The sequence below is a fragment of the Ureibacillus suwonensis genome, from assembly GCF_042655065.1.
In the GTDB taxonomy this organism is placed as follows: Bacteria; Bacillota; Bacilli; order Bacillales_A; family Planococcaceae; genus Ureibacillus; species Ureibacillus suwonensis.
The window spans coordinates 263117-281676 of record NZ_JBHSNQ010000048.1 but is presented as its reverse complement, the minus strand read 5'-3'; the positions used below and the strand labels follow the sequence as shown (position 1 = coordinate 281676).

At 42.9% G+C, this 18560-nt stretch carries 19 protein-coding genes; 18 read left to right on the top strand and 1 reads right to left on the bottom strand.

The features are described from left to right. The first annotated feature begins 51 nt into the window (after nucleotides 1-51). The 18 genes from recG (at nucleotide 52) to ylqF (ending at nucleotide 17887) form a co-directional block, all read left to right on the top strand. Complete coding sequence (gene recG, locus ACFPOH_RS05780) at nucleotides 52-2118, top strand: ATP-dependent DNA helicase RecG (RefSeq protein ID WP_390309034.1); 2067 nt, start codon at nucleotides 52-54, stop codon at nucleotides 2116-2118. A 170-nt stretch (nucleotides 2119-2288) separates the two neighbouring features. Further along, complete coding sequence (gene fapR / locus ACFPOH_RS05775) at nucleotides 2289-2879, top strand: transcription factor FapR (protein WP_390309033.1); 591 nt, start codon at nucleotides 2289-2291, stop codon at nucleotides 2877-2879. After that, nucleotides 2863-3861 carry a phosphate acyltransferase PlsX gene (plsX, locus tag ACFPOH_RS05770; RefSeq protein ID WP_390309031.1) on the top strand — a complete coding sequence of 333 codons (999 nt, stop codon included), beginning with the start codon at nucleotides 2863-2865 and terminating at the stop codon, nucleotides 3859-3861. The genes fapR and plsX overlap by 17 nt, the downstream gene beginning before the upstream one ends. Before the next feature lie 12 nt (nucleotides 3862-3873). Further along, entirely contained in the window at nucleotides 3874-4812 is a 939-nt protein-coding gene (gene fabD, locus ACFPOH_RS05765; RefSeq protein ID WP_342469905.1) for an ACP S-malonyltransferase, read from the top strand. A 5-nt stretch (nucleotides 4813-4817) separates the two neighbouring features. Beyond that, on the top strand, nucleotides 4818-5564 hold the full coding sequence (gene fabG, locus ACFPOH_RS05760) for a 3-oxoacyl-[acyl-carrier-protein] reductase (protein ID WP_342581144.1): 747 nt from the start codon (nucleotides 4818-4820) through the stop codon (nucleotides 5562-5564). 115 nt (nucleotides 5565-5679) lie between these two features. Further along, the gene (locus ACFPOH_RS05755; protein WP_342469903.1) at nucleotides 5680-5916 is read left to right on the top strand and encodes an acyl carrier protein; all 237 of its coding nucleotides are present in this window, start codon (nucleotides 5680-5682) and stop codon (nucleotides 5914-5916) included. Nucleotides 5917-6167: 251 nt separating this feature from the next. Continuing rightward, a complete protein-coding gene (rnc, locus tag ACFPOH_RS05750; RefSeq protein WP_342469902.1) occupies nucleotides 6168-6929 on the top strand; it encodes a ribonuclease III in 762 nt (253 codons plus the stop codon). A 1-nt stretch (nucleotide 6930) separates the two neighbouring features. Next, nucleotides 6931-10503 carry a chromosome segregation protein SMC gene (gene smc, locus ACFPOH_RS05745; RefSeq protein WP_390309030.1) on the top strand — a complete coding sequence of 1191 codons (3573 nt, stop codon included), beginning with the start codon at nucleotides 6931-6933 and terminating at the stop codon, nucleotides 10501-10503. A 2-nt stretch (nucleotides 10504-10505) separates the two neighbouring features. Further along, a complete protein-coding gene (ftsY, locus tag ACFPOH_RS05740; RefSeq protein WP_342469900.1) occupies nucleotides 10506-11705 on the top strand; it encodes a signal recognition particle-docking protein FtsY in 1200 nt (399 codons plus the stop codon). A gap of 192 nt (nucleotides 11706-11897) precedes the next feature. Further along, nucleotides 11898-12230, top strand: a complete 333-nt coding sequence (locus tag ACFPOH_RS05735; protein ID WP_342469899.1) for a putative DNA-binding protein — start codon at nucleotides 11898-11900, stop codon at nucleotides 12228-12230. Between the two features lie 12 nt (nucleotides 12231-12242). Further along, on the top strand, nucleotides 12243-13604 hold the full coding sequence (gene ffh, locus ACFPOH_RS05730; RefSeq protein WP_342469898.1) for a signal recognition particle protein: 1362 nt from the start codon (nucleotides 12243-12245) through the stop codon (nucleotides 13602-13604). 102 nt (nucleotides 13605-13706) lie between these two features. Beyond that, nucleotides 13707-13985 (top strand): 30S ribosomal protein S16, encoded by a 279-nt coding sequence (rpsP, locus tag ACFPOH_RS05725; protein WP_342469897.1) that lies wholly within the window; start codon nucleotides 13707-13709, stop codon nucleotides 13983-13985. Between the two features lie 23 nt (nucleotides 13986-14008). Next, entirely contained in the window at nucleotides 14009-14239 is a 231-nt protein-coding gene (locus ACFPOH_RS05720) for a KH domain-containing protein (protein WP_342469896.1), read from the top strand. Between the two features lie 251 nt (nucleotides 14240-14490). Beyond that, nucleotides 14491-15012, top strand: coding sequence for a ribosome maturation factor RimM (gene rimM, locus ACFPOH_RS05715; protein WP_342469895.1), 522 nt, complete (start codon nucleotides 14491-14493; stop codon nucleotides 15010-15012). Continuing rightward, on the top strand, nucleotides 15009-15746 hold the full coding sequence (trmD, locus tag ACFPOH_RS05710) for a tRNA (guanosine(37)-N1)-methyltransferase TrmD (protein WP_342469894.1): 738 nt from the start codon (nucleotides 15009-15011) through the stop codon (nucleotides 15744-15746). Before rimM ends, trmD begins: the two co-directional genes overlap by 4 nt. A 190-nt stretch (nucleotides 15747-15936) precedes the next feature. Then, nucleotides 15937-16281, top strand: a complete 345-nt coding sequence (gene rplS, locus ACFPOH_RS05705; protein WP_342469893.1) for a 50S ribosomal protein L19 — start codon at nucleotides 15937-15939, stop codon at nucleotides 16279-16281. Between the two features lie 108 nt (nucleotides 16282-16389). Continuing rightward, nucleotides 16390-16953, top strand: coding sequence for a signal peptidase I (gene lepB, locus ACFPOH_RS05700; RefSeq protein ID WP_342581146.1), 564 nt, complete (start codon nucleotides 16390-16392; stop codon nucleotides 16951-16953). A 58-nt stretch (nucleotides 16954-17011) separates the two neighbouring features. Further along, the gene (gene ylqF / locus ACFPOH_RS05695; RefSeq protein WP_342469891.1) at nucleotides 17012-17887 is read left to right on the top strand and encodes a ribosome biogenesis GTPase YlqF; all 876 of its coding nucleotides are present in this window, start codon (nucleotides 17012-17014) and stop codon (nucleotides 17885-17887) included. Between the two features lie 51 nt (nucleotides 17888-17938). On the opposite strand, the gene ACFPOH_RS05690 is transcribed toward ylqF, so the two are convergent. Continuing rightward, on the bottom strand, nucleotides 17939-18460 hold the full coding sequence (locus ACFPOH_RS05690) for a PCYCGC motif-containing (lipo)protein (RefSeq protein ID WP_390309028.1): 522 nt from the start codon (nucleotides 18458-18460) through the stop codon (nucleotides 17939-17941). Nucleotides 18461-18560 lie beyond the last annotated feature (100 nt).

Below are 18560 nucleotides of genomic sequence, written 5' to 3'. Positions count from 1 at the left end.
AATTGACCGTTCATGTTACACTGAATTCAAACAAAGAAAAGCTGCGAACATTTGGAGCGTGAAGTGGTTTTGGGACAAATTGAATTGGAACCCGTTACAAATATAAAAGGTGTGGGATCGGAAACCGCTGAAATATTGAAAGAAATGGGGATTCACCATTTGCGGGATCTGCTCATGTATTTTCCATTCCGTTATGAAGATTTTCGAATAAAAGATTTGGTTGAAACCCCCCATAACGAACAAGTGACGATCGAAGCAAGAGTGGAAAGTCAGCCTCTCGTCTTTTTTATGGGACGCAACAAGTCAAGACTGCAAGTGAGCGTATTGGCTGGACGGCATATTGTTAAAGTGGTTTTCTTTAACCAACATTATTTGAAGGACCGGCTGACACCCGGAACGATCATTACCGTATCCGGAAAATGGGATCGGGGTCGGCAAACGATTACCGCATCCAGCGTGAGATTCGGACCGAAAGAGAACGGCCAAGATTTTGAACCCGTCTACCGGTTGAGAGGCAATTTGCATCAAAACCGGTTCCGCAAGTTTATGAGGCAGGCGCTTGATCTGTCAAAAGATCAATTGGTTGAAAATCTGCCAAAAGGTTTGAGAGAACAATATAAACTTTTGGCCATTGATGAGGCGCTGGAAGGGATTCATTTTCCGAGAAGTGCAGATCATTTGAAACAAGCCCGCAGACGATTTGTATACGAAGAACTCCTGATGTTCCAACTGCGTATTCAGGCATTGCGGAAAACAAGAAAAGAACAGGAAAAAGGGATTGCCATCCAATATGACTTGCAGAAATTGAAGGAATTTATAAGCCAGATCCCTTTCGAATTGACGAATGCCCAAAAACGGGTCGTCAATGAAATTTGCCGGGATCTAAAGTCCCCTTATCGTATGAACCGCCTTTTGCAAGGGGATGTCGGTTCCGGTAAAACAATCGTTGCCGCAATCGCCCTTTATGCTTGTGTGACTGCCGGTTACCAAGGGGCTTTGATGGCTCCTACGGAAATTTTGGCTGAGCAGCATTTTGCATCCCTTCAAAGTTTATATCAACCGATGGGAGTGAACATTGCGCTGCTTACAGGCTCCACAAAGACGAAGGAACGGAAGCGGATTTTGGAGCAGTTGGAAAAGGGCGAAATTCAAGTGATTATTGGAACCCATGCCCTCATTCAGCCGGATGTGACCTTCCATCAATTAGGATTTGTCATTACCGATGAGCAGCACCGCTTTGGGGTGGAACAGCGGAGAATATTGCGCGATAAAGGGATGCATCCGGATGTGCTCTTTATGACGGCCACGCCAATTCCGAGGACGCTTGCGATTACAGCCTTTGGGGAAATGGATGTTTCCGTCATCGATGAAATGCCTTCGGGACGCAAGCAGATTGAAACCCATTGGATGAAAAAAGAGCAGCTGAATGCGTGCTTGACGAAGATGGAAATGGAGCTGAAAAAAGGCCGCCAAGCCTATGTGATTTGCCCGCTGATCGAAGAGTCCGAAAAGATTGATGTGCAAAATGCGGTGGAAGTTTATGAACAATTAAGAACGATTTTTGGCGGACGCTACGAAGTGGGCCTTATGCATGGCCGGCTTCCTTCAGATGAAAAAGATCATGTGATGCGGGCGTTTAAAGATGGAAAAATCCATGTGCTTGTTTCCACAACGGTCGTTGAGGTGGGGGTGAACGTGCCGAATGCGAGCTTCATGTTGATTTATGATGCGGACCGGTTTGGGCTTGCCCAGCTTCACCAGTTGCGCGGCCGGGTTGGGCGCGGAAATTATCAATCCTATTGCGTGTTGCTTGCAAATCCCAAATCCGAAGAAGGAATCGAACGGATGAAAAGCATGACCGAAATCACGGACGGTTTCCGATTGGCCGAAAAGGATTTGGAATTGCGTGGCCCTGGGGATTTCTTCGGTAAACGGCAAAGCGGCTTGCCAGAGTTTAAGCTGGCAGATTTGGTGCATGATTACCGCGTGTTGGAAGTGGCCCGCAATGATGCGGCAAAACTCGTCTATGACGAGCGCTTCTGGCTGGAAGATGAATATGAGCATTTACGAAAAATGTTGGAAGCATCCGGGGCATTAAGCGGAGAAAGAATCGATTAAGTGCAAACCTCTCCATTCAATTGCCTAAATTAAGCGGAACTGCGTTGGCGGATGGAATTAAATTCAATGGGAGAACGTAACAATTCGTTGTTGCGTTCTTTTTTATGGAAATGTATACTGGTGTTAGTACCAAGTGCTAATATGGGATAGGAAGTAGGTGGCGAATGTTGATGAAAAAATCGAAGAAAGAGCGGCAACAGTTACTGTTAGAAACGATTGAGGAAAATCCATTCGTCACGGATGAACAATTGGCTGCGAAATTTGGCGTGAGCGTTCAGACGATTCGCCTTGATCGGATGGAACTTTCGATTCCGGAACTGAGAGAACGGATTAAAGATGTCGCAGAAAGAAATCTTGAAAACGAAGTAAAATCGTTGCCTATTGATGAAGTGATAGGTGAAATCATCGATATCGAACTGGATAAAAGGGCGATATCCATTTTTGATGTAAAAAAAGAACATGTCTTTCAAAGAAATGGCATCGCACGGGGGCATCATTTGTTTGCCCAGGCAAACTCCCTTTGCGTTGCAGTGATCGATGATGAACTCGCATTGACGGTCCGGGCAAATGTGGTATTCTTAAAACCTGTTCGTGCAGGAGATCGTGTTGTTACGAAAGCCATTGTCCGAGAAACCAATAAAGAAAAAAACCGAACGTATATCGATGTCATCTCAACGGTAAATAATGAACCTGTGTTTAAAGGCGAATTCGAAATGTATCGCACGAAAGGTGAAGGTGAACAAAATGAAAATCGCAATTGACGGTATGGGTGGGGACCATGCACCGAAAGCCATAGTAGAAGGCGTCAATGAGGCATTAAAAGATTTCCCCAATATTGAAATACAACTATATGGAAAAAAAGAAGAGTTGGAGAAATATATTGTACAAAACGAGCGGGTGGAAATCATTCACTGTGAAGAGGTGATCACAGGCGACGATGAGCCGGTCCGTTCCGTCCGCCGGAAAAAAGATTCATCCATGACACGGATGTTGGAAGCTGTACATGAAGGGAAAGCGGATGCCTGCATTTCTGCAGGAAATACAGGGGCGTATATGTCCGGCGGATTGTTTAAAGTTGGCCGCATTGATGGCGTGTTAAGACCGGCCCTTGCAACAACGCTGCCGACAATCGATGGCAAGGGATTTTTAATGCTGGATTTAGGCGCCAATGCGGAAGCGAAACCTGAAAATCTTGTCCAATTTGCCATCATGGGAAATATCTATGCCAAAAAGGTGAGAGGCATCGAGAAACCCCGTGTCGGGTTGTTGAATATCGGAACGGAAGAACACAAAGGAAATGAATTGACCAAATCGGTATATGAGAAATTGCAACAAGCGGATTTGCATTTCGTCGGCAACGTGGAAGCCCGCGATTTGCTTGATGGAGTTGCGGATGTCGTTGTAACGGATGGTTTTACCGGCAATATGGTGTTAAAGTCCATCGAAGGCACGGCAGGAGCGTTAATGAAGATGATAAAAGATGTGTTCATGGCTTCTGCCAAAGGGAAACTGGCTGCATTGCTCGTGAAAAATGAATTGAAAGGGTTAAAAAATAAACTGGATTATTCCGAACATGGCGGCGCATTGCTGTTCGGTCTGCAGGCCCCAGTTGTAAAAGCCCATGGTTCCTCTGACTCGAGAGCGATTTACAATACAATCCGTCAAGCGGCGACGATGGTCGAACATGACATTGTCAACGTCATGAAGCAAGCGATATTGGAAAGTCAAAAAGAACAAGAGTAAAGGAGACGGCAAATGTCAAAAATAGCATTTATTTTTCCAGGACAAGGCTCCCAAAAGGTGGGAATGGGGGCGGAACTTGTAGCGAATGATGAAGCGTGCAAAGCTTTTTATGATCGTGCGGATCAAGCTTTGAATTTTAAACTGTCCAAATATATGCTGGAAGGTCCGCAAGAAGAATTGACTTTAACGTATCATGCGCAACCGGCCCTTTTGACAACCGGCGTCATGATTGCATCCAAGTTGATCGAAGCGGGAATCACTCCTGACTATACGGCCGGACATTCTTTAGGGGAATATGGTTCTTTCGTCATCGCTGAATCCCTTTCCTTTGAAGATGCGGTCAAAATCGTTCATAAGCGCGGCCTTTATATGAATGAAGCGGTGCCGGCGGGGCTTGGTGCCATGGCGGCCATATTAGGGATGGAAGAAGAGCCGTTAAAAGGAGTTTGCGCTGAAATCACCGAAGGCGGGGATTTGGTTCAGCTTGCCAACTTGAATTGCCCAGGTCAAATCGTAATTTCCGGTACAAAAGAAGGGGTGGAAAAGGCTTCCCAATTAGCGAAAGAACGTGGAGCGAAAAGAGCGATTCCACTCGATGTGAGCGGTCCTTTCCATTGCGAATTGATGAAACCTGCCGCTGTTCAACTGGAAAAAGAAATTGAACAAGTGGCCATTTCCCAGCCGAAAATTCCAATCATCAACAATGTACATGCTGAAATTCTGGAAGATGTGGAATCCATTAAAAAAGAAATGGTGGAACAAGTATATAGCCCGGTGCAATGGGAACGGGATGTCCGCAAAATGTTGGAATTGGGTGTAACGACATTTATCGAATGCGGCCCGGGAAAAGTGCTCTCCGGCCTTGTTCGTAAAATCGACCGCTCAGCGAAAACCTATTGTGTCTATGATGAAGCAACTTTTGAGGAAGTTGTGAAGGAATTAAAGGGGTGAAAAATATGGGAAAATTAGAAGGAAAAACAGCAGTGGTGACAGGAGCTTCCAGAGGAATCGGACGAGCGATCGCTTTGGAGCTGGCAAAAGAAGGGGCCAATGTGGTCGTTAACTACGGCGGAAGCAAAGAAAAAGCGGAAGAAGTGGTGGAAGAAATTTTAAAAATGGGTCAAAAAGCCATTGCCGTCCAGGCAAATGTTGCGGATAATGAATCCGTACAAAACTTGATGAAAACGGCATTGGATGAATTTGGATCCATCGATATCCTCGTCAACAATGCCGGAATTACCCGGGATAATTTGTTGATGCGCATGAAAGAAGATGAATGGGATGACGTCATTGAGACGAATTTGAAGGGCGTATTCCTTTGCACAAAAGCGGTTACACGTCAAATGATGAAACAGCGTTCCGGCCGCATCATCAACATCGCCTCTGTTGTAGGTGTAACCGGTAATGCCGGACAAGCCAATTATACGGCTGCCAAAGCCGGTGTGATCGGATTGACAAAAACGACGGCAAGAGAATTGGCATCCAGAAATATTTTAGTCAATGCCGTAGCGCCGGGATTCATCACAACGGAAATGACCGACGCTCTTCCGGAAGATGTGAAAAACACCATGCTTACTCAAATTCCACTCGGAAAATTCGGTCAGCCTGAACATGTGGCAAAAGCCGTCGTATTTTTGGCTTCCGAAGATGCCGAATATATTACCGGCCAGGTTCTCCATGTCGATGGCGGCATCGCAATGTAATCCAAAAGTGAACTGCTTTCCTTTAACATAAATTAGAGGTTTTCACCTTCGTAGAACGAATTTCTCTATGAACAGGAAACACTTTCTTGTATACTATTGAAGGGAGGTGACCGAAGTGAGCACAGTATTAGAACGTGTAACAAAAGTAATCGTTGACCGTCTTGGCGTTGACGAAAGCGAAGTAACGGAAGAAGCATCTTTCCGCGAAGATTTAGGTGCTGATTCATTAGACGTTGTTGAATTAGTAATGGAATTGGAAGATGAATTCGATATGGAAATCTCTGATGAAGATGCAGAAAAAATCGTAACTGTTGGAGATGCAGTTAAGTATATTGAAAGTAAATTAAACTAATCTCAAAGAGGCACATCCCGCGCGTACGTGGTTGATGGGTGCCTCTTTTCATTGCTTAAAATCTTATGAAGAAAATACTAAATGTGTAGTCATTTTGGGTTATAATAAAAATAATGCATTTGAAATGCACAAAAACCACTTTTTATATTTATTCGATGTGAAGATATGGGGATAAACCTTTTGTCCTCATATCTTTACTACTTCGAATAAGTAACATTTACGACATAAACGGATAGGAAGGCAGATTATTCATGACAATCAAAAGAAAAGGAAATCAACAAAAAAATGGTGTATATCCTGAACAAGTGAAACAACAATTCGAAGAGTTGCAAGAACAATTAAATATCTCTTTTCACAATAAAAATTTGTTATATCAGGCATTTACCCATTCATCCTATGTGAATGAGCATCGCAAAAAACATTTTGCCGATAATGAACGTTTGGAATTTTTAGGAGATGCGGTCCTTGAACTTTCCATATCAAAATATTTATTCGAACGTTATCCGCATATGAGCGAAGGGGAATTGACGAAACTTCGGGCATCCATCGTTTGCGAGCCTTCCCTGGTCATCTTCGCCAATGAATTGAATTTTGGAAAGTACGTTCTTTTAGGAAAAGGAGAAGAATTGACAGGTGGAAGAGAACGCCCCGCACTCCTTGCCGATGTGTTTGAATCCTTTATCGGCGCCCTTTATTTGGATCAGGGGCTTGATAAAGTCTTTCAATTTTTGGAAAGAGTCGTGTTCCCGAAAGTGGAAGTCGGTGCTTTTTCGCATGTGATGGATTTTAAAAGTCAACTCCAGGAAATGGTGCAACAATCCAATACCGGCGTTCTGCATTATGAAATTATCGATGAAAGAGGACCGGCCCATAATCGGACATTTGTATCCCGGGTGCTATTAAACGATCAGGAACTTGGCATCGGTCGCGGAAAATCGAAAAAAGAGGCTGAACAACAGGCTGCTCAAAATGCAATGGTTGCATTAAATCAGTCCTTGCACAAGGAGGAATAACATGTTCCTTAAACGGCTTGAAGTAGTAGGTTTCAAATCTTTCGCGGATCGAATCGGCATCGATTTTGTCCCGGGCGTGACGGCCGTTGTCGGTCCGAATGGAAGCGGAAAGAGCAATGTGACCGATGCGATCCGGTGGGTTTTGGGGGAACAATCGGCAAAAAGTTTGCGCGGCTCGAAGATGGAAGATGTGATTTTTGCCGGTAGCGCTTCCAGAAAACCTTTGAACTTTGCGGAGGTTACATTAATTTTAAACAATGAAGATGAAAAAGTCGGTATTCCATTTTCAGAAATCAGTGTAACTAGACGGGTGTACCGCTCAGGAGAAAGCGAATATTTGCTGAACAACCAGCACTGCCGCTTGAAAGACATTACGGATTTATTCATGGATTCCGGATTGGGGAAAGAAGCGTTTTCAATTATTTCCCAAGGCCGTGTGGATGAAATTTTAAACAGCAAACCGGACGACCGTCGAATCATTTTTGAAGAAGCGGCGGGTATTTTAAAATATAAACTGCGAAAGAAAAAGGCAGAACAAAAATTGTTGGAGACCGATGATAATTTAAATCGGGTACTGGACATATTACATGAACTGGATAGCCGCTTGGAACCATTAAAAATTCAAAGTTCCACTGTAAAAGATTATCTTCGCATGACGGAAGAATTGAGGGAATTGGACATTTCTCTCATTGTCCATGATTTGAAACAATATCATGACGAGTTGTCCGCTGTAATGGAAGACCATGATCAGCTGGAACGCGAGGAGCGGAAGAAGGCATCTGAAATTGCAGAACTGCAAATAAAAGTGGATAATCTCCGTGCAACCATTCAACACATTGATTCATCCATTGACGAAATGCAAGAACATTTGGTTGAAGCCAGTGCGGAAGTGGAACGCTGGGAAGGCCGAAAAGCCCTTGTGCAGGAAAAGCGTTCCAATGCGGAAAAGCAGTTCCAACAGTTGCAGCAATCGCTGAAAGAAGCGGAAGCGGAAGAGAAGGAACTGGCAAACAATGAGGAAGAAAACAAGAAATTGTTTGCAATGAAGAAAAATGAAATCCAGCAATTGAAAGCCGTAATCAAACAAATCGATATGTCTCTCAACAGTTCGGTTTCCCAATTGGAACAACAAATAGAAGAGCAAAAAAATCTCTATATCGATTTGTTAAACGAAGAAGCGACGGCGAAGAATGAACTGAAACATATAGAACAACAACTGGCGCAATATGAAGAAACGGAAGAACGGATAAATGACCGCTCGGAAGAAATGTTGAAAAAGTTGGCGCAAGTGTCCAGCGAAAAAAACGGGATTGCGGAGAAGCTGGAAAAACTTAAAAATAAATTGGGCGAAGTATTGGAGCAATACGAACAATTGCAACGTCAACTCAAAGCCGCCACTTCTTCTTATGACGAAAAACAACAAATGCTGTATAAAGCGTATCAGCATCAACAACAATTGAAGTCCAGAAAAGAAGCGATCGAAGAATTGGAATCGGACTATTCCGGCTTCGCTCATGGTGTGAAGGAGATATTGCTTGCAAGAGAGCGTGGAGAATTATCGGGAATTGAAGGCGCCGTTGCAGAACTGTTGAAAGTGGAAGGAAAATATTCCAAAGCGATCGAAACGGCTTTGGGGGCAGCCACCCAACATATCGTCACAAAAACGGAACAGGATGCCCAAAAAGCCATTGGTTGGTTAAAAGCGAAAAAAGCCGGCCGTGCCACTTTCCTCCCAAAAAACGTCATGAAATCCCGGAAGCTGTCCCCTTCCCAAATCGGGCAAGCGTTGAATCACCCGGCATTCATTAGACTCGCCCATGAATTAGTTGGATTTGATGAGCAAAACCGCAATATTGCGGAATACTTGCTCGGCAACGTCCTCGTTGCGGAAAACCTTGAAGGGGCAAGTCAGATTGCCAAATTATGCGGTTATAAATACCGGGTGGTGACGTTGGACGGAGATATCGTCAATGCCGGCGGTTCGCTGACAGGCGGTTCCATGAAGCAACAAAATTCATTGTTTACTAGAAAAGCGGAATTGGAGCAGCTGAAGGCCCATTTAGCCCAAATGGAACAATCCATTTCCCAGGCGGAGAAAACACTTGCAAGAGAAAAAGAATCGTTGACAAACTTGCAAGGACAAGCGGAAATGTTAAAAATGCAATCCGAACAATACCGCCAAGAAGAGATGGAGTTGCATTCCAAATATGTTGAACTGGAATTGGAAGAGAAAAACTTAAAAACTACTGTTAGTTTAGCTTCTTCCGAAAAAAATACGGCTTCTTCCAGAAGGGAAGCGTTATTGAAGCAAAAGAGCCAAGTTGAAGAACGCCTTCTCCAATTAAGACGGGAATTGCAGCAAGTGAACGGGAAAGTGGAGCAACTATCAAAGGCGAAAGCAAAAAGCGAAACGGAAAAGGATCTGCTCCGCGAAGAGTCGGCGAAAAAACGTTCAGAGCTTGCGGTATTGCAGGAACAATTGAATCAACTCCAGATTCAAACGGCGGACATTGAGTTGAAACGCTCAAAACTTCTACAACAAATCGACACTATTTCCCGAGAAATTGAATGGATTCAAAATGAGCAGGAAAACGAACTGACGGAAGAAGAAATAACAAAGGCGATTCAAGAATGGATCGAAAAACGGGAACAGTGTTCCTCAACGATTCAGGAAAAAAGGCGGACTCGCATTGACTGTCAGCAGCAACTTGCTCAATTGGATGAACAATTAAAAGAATTGCAAAGAGTTCACAAAGGCTATTTGGAACAATTGCGTTCGATGGATGTGAAGAAAAGCCGCATTGAATTTGAAATCAACCGGCTGAACAATCTTCTGGAAGAACAGTATGAGATTGATTTTGAAGAAGCAAAAAATGAAGCGGTTGAAATGGAAGATGTGGAACACATCCGAAAAAAAGTGAAACTGTTGAAACTCTCCATTGAAGAATTGGGTCCGGTCAATTTAACCGCGATTGAAGAATATGAGCGGGTATTGGAACGGCATACCTTTTTAACGGAACAACGGAATGATTTAATTGAGGCGCAAAACACTCTCAATGAAACGATCCGGGAAATGGATGAAGAAATGGCGACCCGCTTTAAAGAGTCCTTTGATAAGATTCAGCAACAATTCCGGGAAGTGTTCCGGGAATTGTTTGGCGGAGGCCATGCCGATTTGATTTTATTGGACCCTGACAACTTATTGGAAACAGGAATAGAAATTGTCGCCCAACCGCCAGGAAAAAAACTGCAGAGCCTGAGCTTGCTTTCCGGTGGGGAACGGGCTTTGACGGCAATCGCCCTGCTATTTGCCATTTTGAATTCCCGGCCGGTTCCATTTGTCATCTTGGACGAGGTGGAAGCGGCGCTGGACGAAGTAAACGTTGAGCGATATAGCCGATATTTAAGAAAATTGAGCCGGGACACGCAATTTATCGTCATCACCCATCGAAAAGGAACGATGGAAGGAGCCGATGTGTTGTATGGGATTACGATGCAGGAATCCGGCGTGTCAAAACTGGTTTCGGTGAAATTGGAAGATGAAGCAGTACTTGTTGGACAAAGGAGCGAATAAACATGAGCTTTTTTAAACGATTAAAGGAAAAACTAAGCGGTAAAACGGAAGAACAAATACAGCAAGAAACGGTTGAGGAATCAACTGAACAAAATGAGGTTGAAGATGCAGGGCAAGTTATAGAAGAAGAGCCGGCCGGCACAGAAAAAGAAACTGCCCTTGAGGAAACTCAACAGGATGAAGAAATAGCCGGGGAAGAAAAAGAAGAAACGGTGGAGGCGGAAGAAGAAAAGAAACCATCCGCTTGGTCCATTACGCAAAAATTCAAAATGGGTCTTGCAAAAACCCGTGACACGTTCACTTCCAAAGTGAACGATTTAATCGCCCGCTATCGGAAAGTGGATGAAGAGTTTTTTGAAGAGCTGGAAGAAATATTGCTGCAAGCGGATGTCGGATTTGAAACAGTCATGGAGTTGATGGATGAACTTCGCTTTGAAGTGCAGCGCAAAAATATAAAAGATACGGATGGCATTTATGAAATTATTTGCGAAAAATTGGTGGAAATCTATGAACAAGGCGAGGAAGGCATTTCTGAACTGAACTTGCAGCCGGATGGCGAGCTGACGGTCATCTTATTTGTAGGGGTAAATGGTGTTGGGAAAACGACAACAATCGGGAAGCTTGCCCACCGTTTGAAAAAACAAGGGAAAACCGTCATGCTGGCGGCAGGCGATACGTTCCGTGCCGGCGCCATTGAGCAGCTTCAAATTTGGGGAGACCGGGTAGGATGTGAAGTGATCAAACAATCTGAAGGGTCCGACCCTGCTGCGGTCATCTATGATGCCATCAATGCGGCGAAAAAACGCGGTGTAGATGTTTTGATTTGCGATACGGCGGGACGTTTGCAAAATAAAGTGAATTTGATGAAGGAACTGGAAAAAATCCATCGCGTCATTTCCCGTGAAATTCCCAATGCCCCGCATGAAGTGCTTCTTGCCCTTGATGCGACGACCGGCCAAAATGCCTTGATCCAGGCCCAAACTTTCAAAGAAGCAACAAATGTGACGGGAATTGTATTGACAAAACTGGACGGTACAGCAAAAGGCGGTATCGTGTTGGCCATCCGAAACAAACTCAATATTCCGGTGAAATTTGTTGGTTTGGGTGAAAAAATCGACGACTTGCAGCCATTTGATGCGGAACGCTATGTATATGGACTGTTTGCCGATTCATTGGATAAAGAATTGAATAAAGCGGAATAATGGAAAAATGAAAAATTATCACCCACATATACTGGGTGATAATTTTTTTGCTTCATTGGTATTTGGCTTGGGCGGACTGCCCTATGATTGACAAATTCTTGAAAATGTTGTCTTGTTAAAGGAATTTTACTTGACACGTATATTCAAAATCGATATGATACAATAGAAAAACTATGATTGGAGAGACATTCGATGTTACTTGAAAAAACGACGCGGATGAATTTTCTCTTCGACTTTTATCAAGCCTTGTTAACGGATAAACAGCGCGCATACATGGAGCTTTATTATTTGGATGATCTTTCCTTGGGGGAAATTGCAGAAAGTTACAAAGTCTCACGACAAGCTGTATACGATAACATCCGCCGCACGGAGGCAATGCTTGAAGAATATGAAGATAAACTGAAATTATTCGAAAAGTTTCAAAAGCGTCAGGAAACGATTGAAAAGCTGGTTGCCGCAATACAAGAGAAAGCGCCTGTGGAAGAACAATTACAATTAATCGATCAATTAAAAGAAACGGATTAGGAGGCGAAAAGTTTGGCATTTGAAGGATTATCAGAGCGACTCCAAAGCACAATCCAGAAAATCAAAGGCAAAGGAAAAGTGACCGAAGCGGACGTAAAACAGATGATGCGGGAAGTGCGTCTCGCTTTGATCGAAGCCGACGTCAACTTAAAAGTGGTGAAAGACTTCGTCAAACGGGTTAGCGAGCGGGCAGTCGGCTCAGAAGTGATGAAAAGTTTAACACCCGGCCAACAAGTCATCAAGATTGTAAAAGATGAATTGACGGAATTGATGGGTGGGGAACATAGTCAAATCAAATTTAATCCAAAGCCTCCAACGGTCATTATGATGGTCGGCTTGCAAGGTGCAGGTAAAACGACGACGACTGGGAAATTGGCGAATCTTTTAAGAAAAAAATATAATCGGAAACCGCTTCTTGTTGCTGCTGACGTTTATCGTCCAGCCGCCATCCAACAATTGGAAACCTTAGGGAAACAGCTTTCCATTCCGGTGTTTTCCCTTGGGGCGGATGTTTCACCTGTAAAGATTGCGGAAGAAGCCATCGAACACGCGAAAAAAGAACATTTTGACGTGGTCATTATCGATACAGCGGGTCGATTACATATCGATGAAGAATTGATGGAAGAATTGAAAAATATCCGCGCAATCAAAGAACCGGATGAAGTATTTTTGGTTGTTGATGCGATGACCGGTCAAGATGCGGTGAATGTTGCGCAAAGCTTCAATGAAACAATCGGAATCACGGGCGTCATTTTGACAAAATTGGACGGCGATACCCGCGGTGGTGCGGCGCTTTCCATCCGTGCCGTGACTGAGAAGCCGATCAAATTCGTCGGTATGGGCGAAAAAATGGACGCTTTGGAACCATTCCACCCGGAACGGATGGCATCCAGAATTTTGGGAATGGGTGACGTCCTGTCATTGATTGAAAAAGCCCAGGCCAATGTGGATATGGAGAAAGCGAAAGAGCTGGAGGAAAAATTCAAAACCCAAACCTTCACCTTTGATGATTTTGTGGAACAACTCAAAGCTGTCCGGAAGATGGGACCATTGGAAGATTTGTTCAAAATGCTTCCGGGATTCAATAAAATTAAAGGTTTAAACAATATTCAAATCGATGAAAAGCAAATCGACCGTCTTGAGGCGATTGTGTATTCCATGACACCGCAGGAAAGAGAGCATCCGGAAATCATCAATGCGAGCCGGAAAAAACGGATCGCCAAAGGTTCCGGTACATCCATTCAAGACGTCAACCGGTTGCTGAAACAATTTGAAGATATGAAGAAAATGATGAAACAAATGACGGGCATGGCGCAGGGAAAAGGCAAGAAAAAAATGAAAATTCCTGGCCTCGATTCATTTTTTAAGTTTTAATAAAAGAAATAATGAACTGTTAAGAAAAAACACTTTACAAACAAATGAAACACTGTTATTATTCTATCTTGTGTAAAACTAATTCGGAGGTGCAAAATTAACATGGCAGTAAAAATTCGTTTAAAACGTATGGGAGCTAAAAAATCTCCTTTCTATCGTATCGTAGTTGCTGATTCCCGTTCACCACGTGATGGACGTTCAATTGAAACAGTTGGTACTTACAATCCACTAACTGTGCCAGCAACTGTAAACATCGATGAAGAGAAAGCTCTTAAATGGTTGGCAAATGGTGCGAAACCATCCGACACTGTTCGCAACTTATTCTCACAACAAGGAATTATGGAAAAATTCCACAATTTAAAATTCAATAAAAACGCTTAATTTTCAAATTGGGAGGTGTCCGCATGCAAAAGCTGATTGAAACAATCGTAAAACCACTTGTTGACTATCCGGAAGACGTGCGCGTTGAAAAAGATGAAAACGCCAGTCGCATCGTTTATAAACTTTTTGTCAATCCTTCAGATCGGGGAAAAGTGATAGGAAAACACGGTCGTGTTGCGAAAGCGATTCGGACTATTGTTTATTCAGCAAGCGGTCACCACAAGAAAAAAACATACGTAGATATATTGGATTAATGCAAAAAGGGGCTGTTTCGGCCCCTTTTTATTCGTATTGGCGAGTGAATGGCCTTGTTAATTTGTTCCGACATGCACTTTGATTCTTTCTAACAAGAAATTTTCCAGGGATTGATGGATTGGTGAAGATTTTGGCATTATTTTTATAAATGAAATTCCGGTGGGAACATCAAAATAGATTGTGTACCATTATAAAGGAAACGAAAAAATCAGTGATTATAAAACTTCAAAATAAAGAGGTGTTTCGTTGAATGGAATGGTTAAATGTGGGGCGAATCGTCAATACCCATGGCATCCGTGGAGAGGTAAGGGTGCTCTCATCCACAGATTTTGAAGAGATTCGATTCAAAAAAGGTTCGAAACTCGCCATTTTCAAAGATGATCGTTCCGAACCGATATGGGTGACGGTGGAAAACGCCAGAAGGCATAAAAACTTTATTTTATTGACTTTCGAAGGTTATGATAACATCAATCAAGTGGAACCTTTTAAAAACAGCCTATTAAAAATATCAAAAGACCAGTTAAATGAAGATGAATTGGAAGAAAATGAATATTATTATTTTGAAATCATCGGCTGCCAAGTTTATTCGGAAGAAGGCGAACATCTAGGCGAAATTACTGATATTTTAGAAACGGGTGCCAATGATGTTTGGGAAATGAAAGATCAAAAAGGAAAAAAACATTACATTCCATACATTGAAGATGTCGTAAAAGAGATTGATGTAAACAATAAAAAAATTACCATTCATGTGATGGAAGGATTATTGTCATGAAAATACATGTGCTTACTTTATTCCCGGAAATGTTTCCGGGCGTGTTTGGTTCATCCATCTTAAAAAAGGCCCAAGAAAAAGGTCTGGTGGAAATTGAAGTATCCAATATCCGAGATTTTAGCGACAACAAGCATAAACAGGTAGATGACTATCCTTATGGCGGCGGAGCGGGAATGGTATTAAAGCCGGAGCCGGTGTTTCGTGCGGTGGAAACAATTACCGAAGGCCGAAAACCCCGGGTGATCCTGATGTGCCCACAAGGTGAACGGTTTACTCAGAAGAAAGCGGAAGAGCTGGCAAATGAGGAGGAGCTCGTTTTTATTTGCGGACATTATGAAGGATATGATGAACGCATTCGGGAGCATCTTGTCACAGATGAAATATCCATCGGGGATTTTGTGCTGACGGGCGGCGAAATACCGGCAATGGCGGTCATTGATGCGGTCGTCCGTTTAATTCCGGGTGTACTGGGACAAGAAGCTTCCCATATTCATGATTCCTTTTCCACAGGGCTATTGGAACATCCTCATTACACAAGACCCCAAGACTTTAGAGGAATGAAGGTGCCGGATGTGCTGCTTTCCGGTAACCATCAAAAAATTGAAGAATGGCGGATGGAGCAGTCGCTCAAACGGACTTTTGAGCGGAGACCCGATTTATTGGAACAAATGGAATTGACGCCGAAACAAAAAGAATTTATCGAAATGTTGAAAAGAAATAGTGCAAAAACATGAATATCTTAAAAGAAATTTTAATATGAATAAACATCCCTTTTAGTAGATTTATTCATGATTCAATTTTGGTTGCGCATTGAAATAATTTATGATATCATTCATTTTGTGCTTCTATGGGAAGCGTTAAATTACGATGTTCCGCTGTAGTGACGAAGACTATATGAACATTCGGTATAAGGGGAGAAAAAAGATGTCAAATATTATTGCAGAAATTACAAAAGAACAACTTCGTACAGATCTTCCTGAATTCCGTCCTGGTGATACAGTTCGCGTTCATGTGAAAATCCAAGAAGGTAACCGCGAACGTATCCAAGCATTCGAAGGCGTTGTAATCAAACGCCGTGGCGGCGGAATCAGCGAAACTTTCACTGTGCGCAAAGTTTCTTATGGTGTAGGTGTTGAACGTACATTCCCTCTACACTCACCAAAAATCGCAAAATTAGAAGTTGTTCGCCGTGGTAAAGTACGTCGTGCAAAACTTTACTATCTACGCAATTTACGTGGTAAAGCAGCACGTATCAAAGAAATTCGATAATTTTTCTACTAAAGGGGGCTTTGTTTCGAAAAGCCTCCTTTCTTTTGCTTGTCATTCAGTATAAAAATGGAATAAAATGTAGATAGTAGATTTGGAGGGAACGCTCTCGTGGAAAAAGGCAAAAAGGAAAAAAATGAGATTTGGGAATGGACGAAGGCGTTAATCATCGCTCTTCTCATTGCTGTATTTATTCGCTACTTTTTATTTACTCCCATCGTGGTAGACGGAGATTCCATGATGCCGACTTTAAAAGATGGGGACAAGATGATTGTCAATAAAATCGGTTACCGGTTGGGAGAACCAAAAAGATTTGATATCGTCGTTTTCCATGCTCCGGAAGGAAAAGATTACATCAAAAGAGTCATCGGATTGCCTGGGGAGCATATCGAATATAAAGATGATCAGCTTTATATCAATGGCGAACCGATTGATGAACCTTATTTGGATGAATACAAATCCCAGCTTTCTGAAGGACAATTGACGCAAGATTTCACCCTTCAGGATATTGAACCGAACATGGATGTAATCCCGGAAGGTTATGTTTTTGTGATGGGAGACAACCGGCGCTACAGTAAAGACAGCAGACATATCGGCGTCGTCAGCGAAGACAAAATCATCGGTAAAACAAGCGTAGTTTTCTGGCCATTAAGTGAAATGAAAATTGTGAAATAATCAAGAGGAGTAGATATTCGACTCCTTTTCTTTTTTTGACGAAAGGAGGAATCACAAAATGACGATTCAATGGTTTCCGGGGCATATGGCGAAGGCGAAACGGGAAGTCCAAGAGAAATTGAAACTTGTCGACATCGTTTTTGAACTGATTGACGCCCGTCTACCCCTGTCTTCAAGAAATCCGATGATTGATGAAGTCATTAATCAAAAACCTCGACTAATTTTGTTAAATAAAGCCGATATGGCGGACGAAACAGAAACAAAGAAATGGGTGGAATATTTTTCGGATAAAGGTTTCAAAGCGGTTGCCATCAACTCTTTTCAAGGAAAAGGATTGCATCAGGCAACAAAAGCGGCCCAGGAGATTTTGGCGGATAAATGGGCCCGCATGAGAGCAAAGGGGATGAAACCCCGCGCCATTCGTGCAATGATCGTAGGAATACCAAACGTGGGAAAATCCACTTTAATCAACCGATTAGCCAAAAGAAACGTCGCCAAAACGGGTAATACGCCGGGGGTGACGAAAGCCCAGCAATGGGTGAAAGTGGGAAAAGAATTGGAATTGTTGGACACACCTGGTATATTATGGCCTAAATTTGAAGATCCCGAAGTGGGGTTAAAATTGGCGTTAACGGGGGCCATCAAAGATACGATCATCAACATGGAAGATTTGGCGGTCTATGCGTTGAAATTTTTATCCGCCCATTACCCTGAACGGATGCAGGAACGTTACGGCATAAATTCAGTCGATGAAGAAATCGTAAAAACTTTTGACCATATCGGGAAATTGCGCAATGTGCTGGGCCCCGGCGGCGAGATCGATTATGACCGGGTATCTGAGTTGATTGTCCGCGATATCCGAAATTTGGAATTAGGAAAATTAACCTTTGATTTTGTTGAGGAAGAATTGGAGAAAGAAGCGGCCGAACAATAATGAAAAAACCATCCTAAAGTTTCTTTCAGAGACTTTAAGATGGTTTTTTCATTATACAGGCATATCTGTTGGTGTCGGTGCTGAGTAGCCTTCCTGATATTTCTCGTCAATTGATTTCCGGATTTCTTGAATGGATTTTCCTTCTTTGGCCAACTTTGCAGATTCTACGGCAATCTCCATACAAACGAGACAGCGGGTTCCGTGGTCATCCCACAGAACTTCTTCATCCCGGATTTCTGCAATAAAACAATCCAAATTGCTTCTGTGGCCTGCAGTTTCCCCGCAGCCGCAATAGCAAGGGATCCACTTTAGCACATCGGCATAGTCTAAAGCGATTTTGTAAACAGCGGCCACGTTTTCATGCTTTCCATCCAAAAAAGAAGGCAACTCACCAATAGCAGTCCGTTGCTGCAAGTCTCCGGACAGCGGATTGTGCTCTGTGTGGCTTGCATGTTGATGATTTTCCGGTTGGGCGGTTCCCTCTTTGTGAACAGAATCTCCTTTTTGGGCGGATTCTTCATTGCAAGCAACCAACAGAAAAAGAAAAATAGTTAATATGTTAAGTTTTTTCATTTCTTCTCCCCCATGTCATATTCATTATAAAATGAATTGATGGGCAAGTACAACAGGGGTAGAATAACTCTATCAAGCCTTATAAGCTATTGAATGAAAC